Source organism: Curtobacterium pusillum, assembly GCF_007680845.1.
In the GTDB taxonomy this organism is placed as follows: Bacteria; Actinomycetota; Actinomycetes; order Actinomycetales; family Microbacteriaceae; genus Curtobacterium; species Curtobacterium pusillum_B.
The window spans coordinates 93,633-108,001 of sequence record NZ_VEIY01000001.1 but is presented as its reverse complement, the minus strand read 5'-3'; the positions used below and the strand labels follow the sequence as shown (position 1 = coordinate 108,001).

The window sequence follows — 14,369 nt, the reverse complement described above, 5'->3', positions numbered from 1 at the left end:
TCGTCATGGCGTGGGTGATCCTCGTCCTGTCCGGCGTGCTCGAGGCGGTGTGGGCCACCGCGCTCGGCGCCTCGAACGGCTTCAAGAAGGTGGTGCCGACGACCGTGTTCGTCGCGGGCATGGCGCTCAGCATGGTCGGCCTCGCGCTCGCGATGAAGGAGATCCCGGTGGGCACGGCGTACGCCGTCTGGGTCGGGATCGGCGCGTCGCTCACCGTGGTCGTCGCGGTCCTCCGTCGACAGGAGGCCGCCTCCGTCGCACGGATCGCCCTCGTGCTCGGGCTCGTCGCGTGCGTCGTCGGCCTCAAGGTGGTGAGCTGAGGTGGCGTGGATCGTGCTGTTCGTCAGCGCCGCCCTCGAGACCGTGTGGGCGACCGCCCTCGGTGCGAGCCACGGGTTCACCGAGCTCCGTCCGACCGTCGTGTTCGCGATCACGATCGTCGTGAGCCTCGTCGCGTTCGGCTACGTCCTCCAGCACATCCCGATCAGCACGGCGTACGCGGTGTGGACCGGGACGGGAGCAGCACTGACCGTGCTCTGGGGCATGGCGACCGGGGCGGAGCCGGTCACGTTCCTCCGCCTGCTCTTCATCGCCGGGATCGTCGGGTGCGTGGTCGGGCTCAAGCTCGTGCCGGCCCGCCCGGCGCCCGTGCGCCCGCGCGGGCCGAGACTCGGCCTGAGCGACGACTCTCGGGGCGAACGGCCCGAGAACGGTCGCTGACCCCGAGACTCGGGTCACGCGCGGGACGCGCGCCGAGACGGACGGGAGGCGCGGTGCCAGCTGGCACCGCGCCTCCCGTCCGTCGCCGGGTGCGGATCAGACGGACGCGCCGGTCCACTCGTCCTCGGCGGCGACGTGGTCACTGCCCGCCGTGCCGGCGGCCAGGGCCGCGGCGGCGCGCTCCGCGTGCGACGGCGGGTTCGACGGCACGCCGGCCGGACGACCCTCGTCGTTGATCTTCCGCAGCTCGGGGACGATGTCCTCGGCCAGGATGTCGATCTGCTCCAGGACCGTCTTGAGCGGCAGGCCGGCGTGGTCGATGAGGAAGAGCTGGCGCTGGTAGTGCCCGACGTGGTCCTTCATCGTGGCGTACCGGTCGATGACCTGCTGCGGGGAGCCCACCGTGAGCGGGGTCTGCTGCGTGAAGTCCTCCATCGAGGGACCGTGGCCGTAGACCGGGGCGTTGTCGAAGTACGGACGGAACTCGTCGATGGCGTCCTGCGAGTTCTTGCGGGCGAAGAATTGCCCGCCGAGGCCCACGATCGCCTGGTCCGCGGTGCCGTGACCGTAGTGCTCGAAGCGCTGCCGGTAGAGGCCGACCATCTGCTCGGTGTGCTGGATCGGCCAGAAGATGTTGTTGTGGAAGAAGCCGTCGCCGTAGTAGGCGGCCTGCTCGGCGATCTCCGGCGTCCGGATGGAGCCGTGCCAGACGAACGGGGCGACGCCGTCGAGCGGGCGCGGCGTCGAGGTGAAGCCCTGCAGCGGCGTGCGGAACTTGCCCTGCCAGTTGACGACCTCGTTCTCCCAGAGCTGGCGGACGAGCGCGTAGTTCTCGATCGCCAGGTTGACGCCCTGCCGGATGTCCTGCCCGAACCACGGGTAGACCGGGCCGGTGTTGCCGCGGCCCATCATGAGGTCCATCCGGCCGTCGGAGATGACCTGGAGCATCGCGTACTCCTCGGCGATGCGGACCGGGTCGTTCGTGGTGATGAGGGTCGTCGACGTGGAGAGCGTGATGTTCTTCGTCTTCGCGGCGAGGTAGCCGAGCATCGTGGTCGGCGAGGAGGCGACGAACGGCGGGTTGTGGTGCTCGCCGGTGGCGAAGACGTCGAGGCCGGCCTGGTCGGCGTGCTCGGCGATCGTCATGATGTCGCGGACGCGCTGGGTGTCGTCCGGGGTCGTGCCCGTCGTGGGGTCAGTCGTGACGTCACTGACCGTGAAGATGCCGAACTGCATGGTACCCGCCTTTCGCGATTTAGATGCGTTTGCATCGACTTGCTGGGTACAACGTAGCGCAGCGCGAGGCATTCCCGCCAGTGCCCGGCGCGGTCAGGCGTCGGTGCGGGTCGCGCGGTGCATGCCGTCGGCGATCCAGACGATCGTGACCACCGCGAGCACGCTGGCACTCGACGCCATCCGACCCGCCACGAGGATCGCGCCGTGGTCGTGCGCACCGCCGCCCCAGACGCCGTACACGAGCGCGCCGAGCCCGACCAGGAACGTGACCGCCGTCGCGACGACCAGGACACCGGTCACGATGCGGCGCACACCCCGGCGGCCGTCACGGTCGCCGCACTCGCCACGGTCGACGCGGGGTCCGAACGCGCGGACCAGCCCGAGCCAGAACAGCGCGATCGCACACGCCCCCACGATGTCGCTCACCCGGTGCCAGCCGTAGACCACCGTCTGGTTCGCCACGAACACCGCGTAGCCCGCGCCGAGCAGCGTCACGATCGGCCGGAACCGACGCGGCGTGACCATGAGCACCGCGAAGAGCGCGGCGAGGGCGATGGTCGCGTGACCAGACGGGAAGGAGTTCGGCGTCGTCGACTGAGCGATCTCCGGGCGCTCGGCGATACGCTTGACCAGAGTCGAGGTGGCTGCCGACGCGAGCACCACGACGCCCGCTCCGAGCCCCACCGCGAGCCGGCGCCGGGCGAACGCGACGGCGGCGATCACGACCAGCAGCAACAGGATCACCGGCACCGAGATGACGTTGAGCGCAGTGTCCGACGAGAACAGGTCGGATTCCCGGACCCCGCCGAGTGCGGCGTCCTCGACCCGCTGCCCCACCGGCGTCAGCACTGCTGCCGCGTAGACGAGAGGCACGATCACGAACCCCAGAGCCGCCAACAGGCCCCACCGCAACCGTCGCGAGACGTTCGTCCCACGCGACTCGGATGCGTTGCGTTCGGGCGTTCGGGTCACCGGGCTGGTCCTCCTCGGGGTCCTGGTCGTCGGTGTCGTCACGCGCCTCCTGGCGCGCCTGCGATTCGGACGGTCGCGGTCCGACACGATACCGTTGGAGCGCCGGTCGGAGCCTGGGAACCGCGGGGCAGCGACCTCCGCATCCGGGAACGCACCGATCGGCCGCGCGCGGGCGAACGCACCGGCGCACACCGCCGGATCGACGTACCCCGCGTCGGCTGCGTACGAGGAGGAAACCGAAGTGGCCATCAAGGAACCGAGCATCATCGCCTCCCCGAACCGAGGGCTCGCGCTGACCGTGGGCGGGATCCTGTTCCTCTGGGGCATCCTCGGGTTCTTCTTCGCCGCGGACGGCGACCCCGGCTTCTTCAACCGTCAGGGCGGCATGCTCTGGAACGCGTTCGGTGTGAACCCCGCGCTCGCGCTGCTCTGGGTGCTGCTCGCCGCGGCGCTCCTCATCGTCGGGCTCGGCAACACGATCGGTTCGCGCAACGTCAACGCCTTCGTCGGGGCCGTCCTCGTCGTGTTCGCGGTGTACGGGTTCGTGTTCGTGAACACCTCGGCGAACGTCTTCGCCCTCAACACGACGGACAACGTCTTCCACGCGATCGTCGGCGTGGTGCTGCTGCTCACGGCGTTCGGTGCCGACAAGCAGAACATCAGCGCGCTGCGTGCCGAGGCCGCCCGGGTCTGACCGGTCCGCGCTCGTTCGACGCCCCGCCCGCCCTCGTGGCCGGCGGGGCGTCGTGCGTCCGGGCTGGCGGGCCGCCCCGCGCGGCCGGACCGAGTCGGCGCGGCAGGGCCGAGCCGGCGCGGCCGGACCGGTCAGGCGTCGGGGCCGTCGGTGTCCGGGGCGGCCGGAGCTTCGAGCTCGGTGGCCACCACCCGGGGCGCCTCGGACATGAACCGCCGGACGTCGAGGTCCACGATGATGTCCTGCGGCCGCAAGGGACGGGTGAGGTACAGCCCCTCGAGCGAGGTCAACCGTGACAGCGCGACGTAGGTCTGCCCAGCGCTGAACACCCGGCTGCCGAGGTCCACCACGGCCCGGTCGTAGGTGCTGCCCTGCGACTTGTGGATCGTGACCGCCCAGGCCAGGCGCAACGGGAACTGCTGGAACTCGCCGACGGTGTCCTTCTTGAGTTCCTTCTTGTCCGGGTCGTACGAGTACTTGAACTTCTCCCACACCGACGGCTGGACCTCGAACGACTCCCCGTCGACGTCCACCCACACGGTGTCGCGGATGGCCGTCACGATGCCGAGAGTGCCGTTCACCCAGCGTTGGTCCTGGTCGTTGCGGAGGAACATCACGTGCGCGCCGGGCTTGAGTTCGAGGGCTTCGTCCGCCGGGAAGTTCCGGCCGCCGAAGTCGCCGTTGACGTCCGCGCGGGCGGTCTTCACCTTGCCGGGGAGCCGGTCGAGTGCTGCCTTGTTGATGCGCGCGACGGTGTCGTTCCGGGTCGCCAGGGTGATCGCGTCGTCGGGGGCCGGCCGGGCCCCGGCTGCGTTGAGCTGCCCGGCTACGTCGGCGGTCACGCGTCCGTGCCGCACGGCCGTCAGCATCGCGGCGAAGGCGTCGTCGCGCTGCCGGTGCACGGTCGCGAGTTCCACGATGTGGAGCTCGGCTTCGAGCCAGACCTTCGCGTCGAAGAACCACATCGACCGGTAGTGGTCGGTGAAGTACGCGCGCTCGTCCCCGTCGCCCGGCACCGGCGGCAGCTGGTACGGATCGCCGAACATGACGACCTGCACCCCGCCGAACGCCTCGAACTGGCGCCCACGGGCCTTGCGGAGCGAGCGGTCCATGGCGTCGAGGAGGTCGGCGTTCACCATCGAGACCTCGTCGATGACGAGGGTGTCGATCGTGTTGAGCAGCTTGCGGGTGTCCGGCCCCTGGCGGAGTTCGGCGTCCGCGATGAGCCCGATCGGCAGCCGGAAGAGCGAGTGGATCGTCTGGCCGCCGACGTTGAGTGCTGCGACCCCGGTCGGAGCGCAGATCACGACCTGCTTCTCGGTGTTCCAGGACAGGTGGTTGAGGAGCGTCGACTTGCCCGTCCCCGCACGGCCGGTGATGAACACGTGATCACGGGTGTGCTCGATGTACTCGAAGACCGCGCGCTGCTCGGCACTCAGTTCGACGCTCATCGCTCCCCCGCGGTGAGGACGGCCCGGTCGCGCCGGACCCGGACGACGACCACGGCGGCGACCGTGACGACCACCGCGACCCCGGCGACCAGGAGCAGGACCCCCGCGCGTGCCTGGTCGACGAGCGGGTCGGGGCCCCAGGTCCGACCCATCGCCCCGAACCACGACGCCTGGAGGAGCCCGAGCGGCCCCCGCATCGCGATGCCGAGCGAGACGAGCCCGGCCGCGACCACGACGGCGCCGACGACCCGGACCAGCGCTGCCGGCGTCGACGCGCGCCGCGCTCCGGCGACGACCGGGGTGAACAGGGTCGGCACGGCGAGCAGCCCGACGAGCAGGAACACGACGTCGATCACGGTGCGCCCGGTCGGGTCCCCGACGGACCAGCGGACCACCTGGGTCCCGTAGGAGGCCCACCACACCGCAGCGAGCAGCAGGAACGCCGGGAACGGCTGCGCGAGGTACCGCACGACGGCGTTGTCGACCAGGACCCCGGTCCACTCACGGACGCCGGTGCTGTCGTCGTCGCGCGGGTGCACGGCCTGCCGGATGAGCACCACGGGCGCCGCGGCCCAGACGAGCGCCGGGACGACGAGCCCGAGCACCAGGTGGGCCCCGACGTTGGCCGAGACGAGGAAGCGGTCGTAGGTGTGCAGGGCACCCGAGGTGGCGACGACGAGGGAGACCAGGGCGATGCCCGCGGCGACCGTGCGACGGACCGGCCAGTGCACGCCACGGCGGTGCAGCCGGACGATGCCTGCCGTGTACGTCGCCGCGAGGAGCACGGCCGCCATCAGCCAGAAGAGGTCGAGGTTCCACTGCGTCAGCCAGCCCCAGGCCCCGGGGGCGTGCGGGAGCGTGTCGTCGGTGAGCAGTTCGGCCGGGGACGGGTTCGTGGTCTTGCTCGGTGCGAGGTGGTCGTTCGGGGTGGCCGTGCGCCCGAGCGCCGCCGCGAACCCGCTGGCGACGCCCATGACCGCGAGTTCCACCACGATGAGGACCCAGAACGGCCCACGGCGCCCGGGGGTCTGGGTGAGCGACCGGATGGCCCGCCGGCGCTGCAGCGCCCCGAGGACCCCGAGCGCGACGATGGACGCGGTCTTCACGAGGACGAGCGCCCCGTACGGCGTCGCGAGGTTCGAGAACGCCCCGACGCGGATCTGCGCGGACGCGACCCCCGACACGGCGACGAGCACGAAGCACCCGAGCGCGATGCTCGAGTACCGCCGGACCACCACGGGGAGTCGGTCCCCGTCGATCACGGGGCGCAGGAGGACGAGCAGCACGAGCCCGCCGACCCAGAGTGCGGCGCCGACGAGGTGCAAGCCGAGCGCGGTGACCGCGGCGTCGTGGCTGGCCGTGCCCGCAGCGTGCCCCTGCTGGGCGAGCGGGAGGAGTCCGATGAGCGCCACCCCCGCCGTGAGTGCGACCATGCCCCGGGCACGGACGGCGAAGCACAGCACGGTGACGGCCGCCGCGACGAGGACGGTGACGAGCCACGCCAGCCCGAGGTCCGTCCCGGTGAGGAACACCCCCATCGACTGGCCGAACTGGTCGTCGAAGCTGATCTTCGACCCGGCGACGCTCAGGAAGGTGCAGAACGTCGCCACGGCGGACGCGACGGTCCACACCGCGGCTGCGCCGGCCGCGACGTCGATCGCACGGTTCCACTCCGGCGCGCTCCGGGACAGCCCGACGGTCGCGAGGCCCAGCCCGCCGATCGTCGCGGCGGCGGAGAGGTCGACGACGAGCCGGGCGATCGGCAGCCCGAAGCGGACGGCGACGCCCGGGTCCGCGATGAGCGCGGCGTTCGCCCCGCCCCCGACGACGAGGGCGACGAGCAGGGAGACGAACCCGACGAGCAGCAGCACGGCGGGGCCGGCGATGCGCGCGATCCGGTTCACCCGTCAAGCCTAGGCGCTGCCCCTCCCCGCCACGGAATCGAGCGGGCCGACCTGTGGAGCGCGAGCCGCGCCTCCTGGATGTGGAGGGATGCCGATGCCGGCAACCGCACCCGGGAACGACGGAAGGGACGGCCGAAGCCGTCCCTCCCGGTGTGGTGCAGAGGTCTTACTTGACCGCAGCCTTGAGCTTCGAGCCGGCGCTGACCTTGACCGAGTCGCTCGCGGCGATCTCGATGGCGTCACCCGTCTGCGGGTTGCGGCCGGTGCGGGCGGCACGGTGGGTCTTCTCGAAGGCGATCCAACCGGGGATCGTCACCTTGGTGCCGTCGGCGACCGAGCCGGAGACGACGGAGAAGAGCGCGTCGACGACGCCGTTGACGGTGGCCTGGCTCTGGCCGGACTCCTGCGCGACGGCAGCGACGAGCTCGGTGCGGTTCAGTGACTTGTCAGCCATGGATGTCCTCCTCGGACTTCTTGCAGTATCGGTCGGACGACTTCTCGTCCGAGCGCCCGGAGCGGGTGCCCCGTGCTTCGGTGCCGGTGGGCGGTCAGCCCGGCGGAACCGGAGTCGAACGTACCAGCCACATGGGACGAAATCTGCCGACTCGCCCGGATTTCCGGGGTTGTGGGGACACCAACGGGGCCAATGTGACGAATGAGACCCGGATGTACCCCGCGAACGGCGAACGCCCCGCCACCACAGGGGTGACGGGGCGTTCGCGGGAGTGGTGCTTACCAGGAGCTCTTCGTGATGCCCGGCAGCTCGCCACGGTGGGCCATGTCGCGGAAGCGGACACGGCTGATGCCGAACTCACCGAGGTGGCCACGGGGGCGACCGTCGATGGCGTCACGGTTGCGGTAGCGGACCGGCGACGCGTCGCGCGGGAGCTTCTGCAGACCGACACGGGCGGCCTCACGCGACTCGTCGGTGCCGTTCGGGTCCACGAGGGCCTTCTTCAGCTCGAGACGACGCTCGGCGTAGCGCGCGATGATGACGGCACGCTGGTTGTTCTTCGCGATCTTGCTCTTCTTCGCCATGCTTAGCGCTCCTCACGGAAGTCGACGTGCTTGCGGATCACCGGGTCGTACTTCTTGAGCACGAGACGGTCCGGGTTGTTGCGACGGTTCTTCTTGGTCACGTAGGTGAACCCGGTGCCCGCCGTCGAGCGGAGCTTGATGATCGGACGAACGTCCTGACCCTTCTTGGCCATCAGATCTTCTCCCCACGGGCGAGGAGATCCTTGACGACGGACTCGATGCCACGTGCGTCGATCACCTTGATGCCCTTCGCGCTGAGCGTGAGCGTGACGTTACGACGAAGCGAGGGCACGTAGTACGTCTTCTTCTGCACGTTCGGGTCGAAGCGACGCTTCGTCCGGCGGTGCGAGTGCGAGATGTTGTGTCCGAAGCCGGGGGTGGCTCCGGTCACCTGGCACACTGCTGCCATGGTTTCCTCCTGAGGTACCGTGCGACCGGACGGCCGCACCCAAGGTCACTTGCCTGGCGCGCACGCGCTGGTCCGGGGACCGAGCGAGGGGGTTGTGCGCACCGCCCAGGCCCGCGGACCCTGTCGAAGAGGCCGTGAGCACCGCGCGACCGCGGCGTACGCGACGGTCGGAGGGCTTGGAACAACTGGGTCTGCCGTGCGGACACGGCGAACCAAGGGTCTACGGTACGCGACGACCGGGCGTGTCGCAAGCCGCGCCTCCCGGCCGCATCGCCGAGCGGGCAGGTGCTGCCGCGCCCGTCGTCGCCGAGCGGGCAGGTGCTGCCGCTCCCGTCGTCGCCGAGCGGGCAGTTTCCGTCACTCTCGGCGCGGCCAGGCGGCGGGTTGTGCACGCTCGACGGCCGACGCGCGGCGTGTCTCGCTCACTCGCCACCCACCGACCGACCGGGCAGCGCCACCGGAGGCAGCAGCAGGGACAGCTCGTGCCGGACCCAGTACAGCCCCGTCGCCCGCCGCTCGGCCCGGGTCGCGAACCGGTACCGGAACACCCGCGCCCGGACCCAGCGGGGCCGTTGCCCGTCGAACGGGTCGTGCGCCAGCAGCCGGAGCGTCGGCCGGTCGGCCTCGAGCAGCCGGAGCACGAAGACGCGGAACCACCGGTCGTCGATGCCGAGGGCGAGGAACCACATGAGCCAGTCGAGCCGCAGGTGGTACGGCGCGAACTGGGCGGGACGCCGACGCGGGTCACCCGGCTTGCCGCGGAACTCGTACGGGAGCCAGTCCTCCTCAACCGGGACCTCGGCGAGGGTTCCCTCGACGATCACCTCGTCCCGCTGCTGCGTCACGCTGCCGAACGCCCCGTACGCGTTCGCCAGACGCCAACGGTTGAACGACGCGTTCATGAGCTGACGCCGGGACACGAGGTTCTTCGCCGCGGGCCAGGACAGCCAGGCGAGGAGCAGACCGACCGCCACAGTCACCGCGACGAACGACACCGGGGTCCCGGTCGGACCGTGCGCGATCGACGGCTCCAGCCACGGCAGCACCACGGCGACCGAACGGTCGTCCACCGCGGCGAACGCGAGCACGAGCGTGATCCAGTTGAGCCACGCGAAGTTGCCGGACACCACCAGCCACAGCTGCGTCAGCAGGACGAGCCCGGCGGCGATCGACGCGACCGGCTGCGGGGCGAAGAGGAAGAACGGCACGACGAGCTGGACGAAGTGACTCCCGAGCGTCTCGAACCGGTGCACCGGCCGCGGCAACAGGTGCGCCGTCCGGGCCACCGGGTTCGGCATCGGCTGCGTCTCGTGGTGGTAGTAGAGCGCCGTCAGGTCCCGCCAGCTCCGGTCCCCCCGCATCTTGATCATCCCTGCGCCGAACTCGAGGCGGAACACGAGCCAGCGCAGTGCGAACAGCACGACGACGGGCGGGGCCACGCCGTCCGCACCGAGGAACGCGACGGTGAAGAGGGACTCGACGAGCAGGGACTCCCACCCGAACGCCCAGAACGTCTGCCCGACGTCGGCGATCGACAGGTACGCCAGCCACAACGCCAGGAAGCAGAATGTCGGCACCCACCACGGCGCCCGCTGCGGCACCCCGACGACGAGGGCGAACGACACCACGGCTCCCCCGCCCGCGAGCATCCGCAGGCGCCGGTCGGTGTACGGCCACCAGCGCCAGACGACGGGGAGGCGCTGCGCGTACGGGCGCTGCATGAACCTCGGGACCGGCAGCAGCCCGTGGTCGCCGACGAGGGCGGGGAACTGGGCGATCGCGGAGAGGAAGGCGAGGCAGGTGATCGCCGCGACGCCGCGCTGCAGCACGAACCGGGCGACGTCGTACTCGGACGCGCCGGCCCACTGGGTCCAGCCTGCGAGGTCCACGGGGCGCAGGCTACGCGGCCGGCGCTGCGGCGGCCCGCGGCCGGCGGCCGGGCCACCACGCGGATCAGCCGGCGGCGGGCCCGCGGCGCGGAGCAGTCGGCGGCCGGCCGGGCGCTACGGCGCTTCGGTCGGCTTCGGCGCCAACGCCTGCACCATGAGCGCGCCCGACTCCCGCGGCGCGCTGAACATCGGCCAGTGCCCGGTGTCGAGCCCGACGATCGACAGCTCCTCGGTCGCCACGAGTTCCGCCGCCCAAGTCTGGTGGTCCGCGACCATCGTGGCGAGGTCCTTCGCGGGGATCTCGCACGTGATGATCGTCGCCGGGATCGTGTGCCGTGCGGCGTCGGAGTAGTGGAACCGGTCGGACGGCACGGCTGCCGGCTCGGGGATCGCCCGGTGCTCGAACGCCTCGCGCAGTTCCGGGGTCATGCCGCGCAGGGTCGCCGGCTCCCAGACGTCCCAGGCGGGCAGCGGGACGACTCCGTCGACGACCGGGAGCTCGTCGTTGACGCACCCGCCCTCGGGGCCGGGGAACGTGTCGACGTAGAGCAGGTGCGCCACGAGCGAGGGCCGCTGGTCGGCCGCCATGTAGGCGATCGGCCCGGCACCGGAGTGCCCGGCCAGGACCACGGGTTCATCGGGGGTGGCGACGTCGTCGAGCTTCTCGACGAGCGCGGCGACCTGATCGTCGAGGGTGTCGCCGTCGCGGGTGACGGCCTCGACCGAGTGGCCCGCTGCGCGGAGCGCGGGAGCGACGTCGTCCCACGCGCTCGCGTCGAGCCAGAAGCCGGGCACCAGGATCACGTGCATGACGCGGAGACTACGCGCCCGTGCGGGCAGCGGTGCACTCCGCGCAGTCGCCGAAGATGTCGACGACGTGGCTCGCGTTCGAGAAGCCGTTCGCCGCCGCGACCTCCTGCGCCCAGCGTTCCACCGGGTCCGCCTCGATCTCGACCGTGCGGCCGCAGTTCCGGCAGATGAGGTGGTGGTGGTGCTTGTCCGTCGTGCACGCCCGGTAGAGCGACTCGCCGTCCTGCTGGAGCGAGTCGGCGTCACCCTCGGTCGCGAGGTCGGCCAGCGCCCGGTAGACGGTCGCCAGCCCGATGGTGGAGCCGTCGTCCCGCAGGTGCTGGTGGAGTGCCTGCGCGCTGACGAACCCTTCGGTGGTCGACAGCGCGGTGCGCACGGCTTCGCGCTGCCAGGTGTTCCGCTTCGGCTTCTGCACGGCGTTCACGCGGTGACTCCTTCCTTGCGTCCTGCGTCCGACTCGTGGTCGTCGACAGCCTGGAGGCGCGGTGCGCCCCCGTCACGCTGGTCGCGGTCCACGATCCGGTCGCGTCCACGCTCGTCCTTGCGTCCGCCGACGATGCGGCAGACCACCCAGATCGCGAACGAGATCGTCGTCACGTAGGGGCTGATCGGCAGGCCGCCCCCGAGGGCGAGCAGGATGCCGCCGACGACCGACGCCACGGCGAACACCGTCGACAGGATCGGTACGACGACCGGGTGCGAGCTGAGCCGCAGTGCCGCGGCCGCCGGCGTGACGAGCAGGGAGAGCACGAGCAGCGCGCCGACGATCTGCACCGACACCGCCGTCGCGAGCCCGAGGGCGAGCATGAACACGAGCGCCAGGGTCCGCACCGGGACGCCGGCGGCCGCCGCCACGTCCGGGTCCACCGACGAGAACATCAGCGGGCGCCAGATCACGAGCAGCGTCGCGACGACGATCGCGGCGATGACGATGAGGAAGGTCAGCTGCGGGTTGTCGACCGAGACGATCTGACCGGTGAGCAGCCCGAACTTGTTGGCCGCCCGCCCCTTGTACAGCGCGAGGCAGAGGATCCCGAGCCCGAGGCCGAACGGCATGAGCACGGCGATGATCGAGTTGCGGTCACGGGCCTTCGAGCCGAGCAGCCCGATGAGGAGCGCGGCGATCACCGAGCCGACGAGCGACCCCGTGACGACGTTCACCCCGAGGAGCAGCGACGCCGACGCACCCGCGAACGAGAGCTCCGAGATGCCGTGCACCGCGAAGGGCATGTTCCGGGCGACCACGAACGGCCCGATGAGGCCGCCGACGATGCCGAGCACCGCGCCCGCCCAGATCGAGTTCTGCACGAGCACGACGAGCTCGCCGTAGTCCTGGAACGAGAAGATCGTCGACCAGACGTCCATCAGATCCGCCCTTCGTCCGGTGCCGGTGCGTGCGGGTCCGGGTCGCAGTGGTGGTCGTGGGTGCCGATCCCGCCCGGGGAGTCCGCGGCGCCGACGATGACGATCCGTCCCATCGTGCGGACGACGTCGACCGGCGTGCCGTAGAGGTCCGAGAGGACGTCGGCGCGGAGCACCTCGTCCGGCGAACCGATCCGGAACCGCCCGCCCGCGATGTAGAGGACGCGGTCGACGACGTCGAGGATCGGGTTCACGTCGTGCGTGACGAACAGCACCGCCGCGCCCTGCTGCCGGCGCTGGCGGTCAATGAGCTCGGTCACGCCGCGCTGGTGCCGCAGGTCGAGCGAGATGAGGGGTTCGTCGCAGAGGAGCAGCGCGGGGTCCGCGGCGATGGCCTGGCCAACGCGGGTCCGCTGCTGCTCGCCGCCGGAGAGTTCGGCGACGGGTGCGTCCGCGAAGTCCGTCGCCCCGACCTCGTCGAGGATCCGGTCGATCCGGGCCCGCTCGGCACGGCTCGCGGGCACGATCCCCCACCGGGACCCGGTGACGCCCTGGGCGATCATGTCCCGTGCGCGCAGGGGCGTGCCGGCGTCCATGAGGCGCTGCTGCGGGATGTAGCCGATCTTGCGGTGCCCGCGGCGGACGGGCTGCCCGAGGAACGACATCGTGCCGGCCGTCAGGCGCTGCTGGCCGAGGACGGTCCGCAGGAGCGAGGTCTTGCCGGCGCCGTTCGGACCGAGCACCGCGACGAACTCGCCCGGCGCGAGGTCGAGGTCGAGGTGCGACCACAGTTGCCGCGGGCCGTACGAGAGGCCGGCGTCCCGGAGCGCGAGCACGGCGGGACCGCCACTGCCGGTGGCAGTGACGGTCCGCGAGGGGGTCGGGTGGGTGACGGTCACTTCTGGAGCGCCGCCTGCACCGCGTCGATGTTCGCCTGCTGCCACGAGACGTAATCCTCCCCCTTCGGGAGCGTCTCCGTGACACCGACGACCGGGACGTCGTTGGTCTCCGCCGCCTTCTTCACCTGCTCGGTCTCCGGGCTGGACGTCTGGTCGTTGTAGGCGAGGAGCCGCACGGTCTTCTTCGTGAACAGCTTGAGGGTGTCGTTGAGCGCTGCCGGCGGAACGTCGTCACCCTCCTCGATCGCTTCCGAGAACGCCTCGGGCGTCACGTTGTCGAGGCCGATCGCGTCGAACAGGTACCCGGGCACGGGCTCCGTGTACGCCACCTCCTCGCCGTCGTGCGTCCGCTTGAGGTCGGCGGTCTCGGACTCGAGCCCCTCGAGCTTGGTCGTGAGGGCGTCCGCGTTCTTCGCGAACGTGCTCTTGTCGGCACCGTCGAGCTCGCCGAGGCGCTTCGACACGTCGGCCACGAGCTTCACCATCGTCGGGTAGCTGTAGAACACGTGCTCGTTGAACTCGGCGTCACCGCCCTTGTCGAGCCCGGAGAGCTTCACGACGTTGATGGTGTCGGCCGTGGTGTTCGACGAGTCCGCGAGGGTCGTCATGAAGTCGTCGTAGCCGCCGCCGTTCTCGATGAGGAGGTCGGCCTTGGACACCGCGAGCTGCGTCGTCGCGCTCGACTCGAACGAGTGCGGGTCCTGCGAGGGGTCGTCGAGGATGCTCGTGACGGAGACGTGATCGCCGCCGATCGTCTCGACGATCGAGCCGTAGACGTTCGTGGAGGCGACGACCTTGATCGTGCCGTCGCTCGAGGCGTTCCCGGAGGCGGAGGACGTCGCGCACCCGGTCAGGGCGAGTGCGGCGGCACCGACGACGAGCGGCAGGGCGAGGAGGCGGTTCTGCATGTCCTCGAGCGTAGGGCTAGATGATAATGATTGTCAAAACCGTGGAGCCGACGGACGGGAGGCGCGGTGCCAGCTGG

Annotated in this window: 17 protein-coding genes; 3 read left to right on the top strand and 14 right to left on the bottom strand. The window is 70.9% G+C overall.

The features are described 5' to 3' along the window. The first annotated feature begins 5 nt into the window (after window positions 1-5). Window positions 6-320: a DMT family transporter gene (locus FS825_RS00525; protein WP_144709850.1), complete on the top strand. Its 315-nt coding sequence runs from the start codon at window positions 6-8 to the stop codon at window positions 318-320. 1 nt (window position 321) lies between these two features. Next, window positions 322-720 carry a DMT family transporter gene (locus FS825_RS00520; protein ID WP_260980944.1) on the top strand — a complete coding sequence of 133 codons (399 nt, stop codon included), beginning with the start codon at window positions 322-324 and terminating at the stop codon, window positions 718-720. A 96-nt stretch (window positions 721-816) separates the two neighbouring features. On the opposite strand, the gene FS825_RS00515 is transcribed toward FS825_RS00520, so the two are convergent. Continuing rightward, window positions 817-1,956, bottom strand: a complete 1,140-nt coding sequence (locus tag FS825_RS00515; protein WP_144709848.1) for a CE1758 family FMN-dependent luciferase-like monooxygenase — start codon at window positions 1,954-1,956, stop codon at window positions 817-819. A 93-nt stretch (window positions 1,957-2,049) separates the two neighbouring features. Further along, window positions 2,050-2,928, bottom strand: coding sequence for a phosphatase PAP2 family protein (locus tag FS825_RS00510; RefSeq protein ID WP_186376994.1), 879 nt, complete (start codon window positions 2,926-2,928; stop codon window positions 2,050-2,052). A 241-nt stretch (window positions 2,929-3,169) separates the two neighbouring features. Here FS825_RS00510 and FS825_RS18490 point away from each other — a divergent pair, with 241 nt between their 5' ends. Then, window positions 3,170-3,622: a DUF4383 domain-containing protein gene (locus FS825_RS18490; RefSeq protein ID WP_186376993.1), complete on the top strand. Its 453-nt coding sequence runs from the start codon at window positions 3,170-3,172 to the stop codon at window positions 3,620-3,622. A gap of 131 nt (window positions 3,623-3,753) precedes the next feature. On the opposite strand, the gene FS825_RS00500 is transcribed toward FS825_RS18490, so the two are convergent. The 12 genes from FS825_RS00500 to FS825_RS00445 form a co-directional block, all read right to left on the bottom strand. Continuing rightward, on the bottom strand, window positions 3,754-5,073 hold the full coding sequence (locus tag FS825_RS00500; protein WP_144709842.1) for an ATP-dependent DNA helicase: 1,320 nt from the start codon (window positions 5,071-5,073) through the stop codon (window positions 3,754-3,756). After that, window positions 5,070-6,977: a bifunctional copper resistance protein CopD/cytochrome c oxidase assembly protein gene (locus FS825_RS00495; RefSeq protein ID WP_144709840.1), complete on the bottom strand. Its 1,908-nt coding sequence runs from the start codon at window positions 6,975-6,977 to the stop codon at window positions 5,070-5,072. The genes FS825_RS00500 and FS825_RS00495 overlap by 4 nt, the downstream gene beginning before the upstream one ends. Window positions 6,978-7,143: 166 nt before the next feature. After that, on the bottom strand, window positions 7,144-7,431 hold the full coding sequence (locus FS825_RS00490; protein WP_144709838.1) for an HU family DNA-binding protein: 288 nt from the start codon (window positions 7,429-7,431) through the stop codon (window positions 7,144-7,146). 278 nt (window positions 7,432-7,709) lie between these two features. Then, window positions 7,710-8,015 (bottom strand): 30S ribosomal protein S14, encoded by a 306-nt coding sequence (gene rpsN / locus FS825_RS00485; RefSeq protein WP_071293225.1) that lies wholly within the window; start codon window positions 8,013-8,015, stop codon window positions 7,710-7,712. A 2-nt stretch (window positions 8,016-8,017) separates the two neighbouring features. Next, window positions 8,018-8,188 (bottom strand): 50S ribosomal protein L33, encoded by a 171-nt coding sequence (rpmG, locus tag FS825_RS00480; RefSeq protein WP_022908193.1) that lies wholly within the window; start codon window positions 8,186-8,188, stop codon window positions 8,018-8,020. After that, complete coding sequence (gene rpmB / locus FS825_RS00475) at window positions 8,188-8,424, bottom strand: 50S ribosomal protein L28 (protein WP_022903747.1); 237 nt, start codon at window positions 8,422-8,424, stop codon at window positions 8,188-8,190. The genes rpmG and rpmB overlap by 1 nt, the downstream gene beginning before the upstream one ends. A gap of 422 nt (window positions 8,425-8,846) precedes the next feature. After that, complete coding sequence (locus FS825_RS00470) at window positions 8,847-10,313, bottom strand: lipase maturation factor family protein (protein WP_186376992.1); 1,467 nt, start codon at window positions 10,311-10,313, stop codon at window positions 8,847-8,849. Between the two features lie 114 nt (window positions 10,314-10,427). Continuing rightward, entirely contained in the window at window positions 10,428-11,123 is a 696-nt protein-coding gene (locus FS825_RS00465; protein ID WP_144709835.1) for an alpha/beta fold hydrolase, read from the bottom strand. Between the two features lie 10 nt (window positions 11,124-11,133). After that, window positions 11,134-11,547, bottom strand: coding sequence for a Fur family transcriptional regulator (locus FS825_RS00460; RefSeq protein WP_186376991.1), 414 nt, complete (start codon window positions 11,545-11,547; stop codon window positions 11,134-11,136). Further along, on the bottom strand, window positions 11,544-12,488 hold the full coding sequence (locus FS825_RS00455; RefSeq protein ID WP_260980942.1) for a metal ABC transporter permease: 945 nt from the start codon (window positions 12,486-12,488) through the stop codon (window positions 11,544-11,546). The genes FS825_RS00460 and FS825_RS00455 overlap by 4 nt, the downstream gene beginning before the upstream one ends. Further along, window positions 12,488-13,384 carry a metal ABC transporter ATP-binding protein gene (locus FS825_RS00450; RefSeq protein WP_395885218.1) on the bottom strand — a complete coding sequence of 299 codons (897 nt, stop codon included), beginning with the start codon at window positions 13,382-13,384 and terminating at the stop codon, window positions 12,488-12,490. The genes FS825_RS00455 and FS825_RS00450 overlap by 1 nt, the downstream gene beginning before the upstream one ends. Further along, entirely contained in the window at window positions 13,381-14,292 is a 912-nt protein-coding gene (locus tag FS825_RS00445; protein ID WP_144709833.1) for a metal ABC transporter solute-binding protein, Zn/Mn family, read from the bottom strand. Before FS825_RS00445 ends, FS825_RS00450 begins: the two co-directional genes overlap by 4 nt. Between the last annotated feature and the right edge of the window lie 77 nt (window positions 14,293-14,369).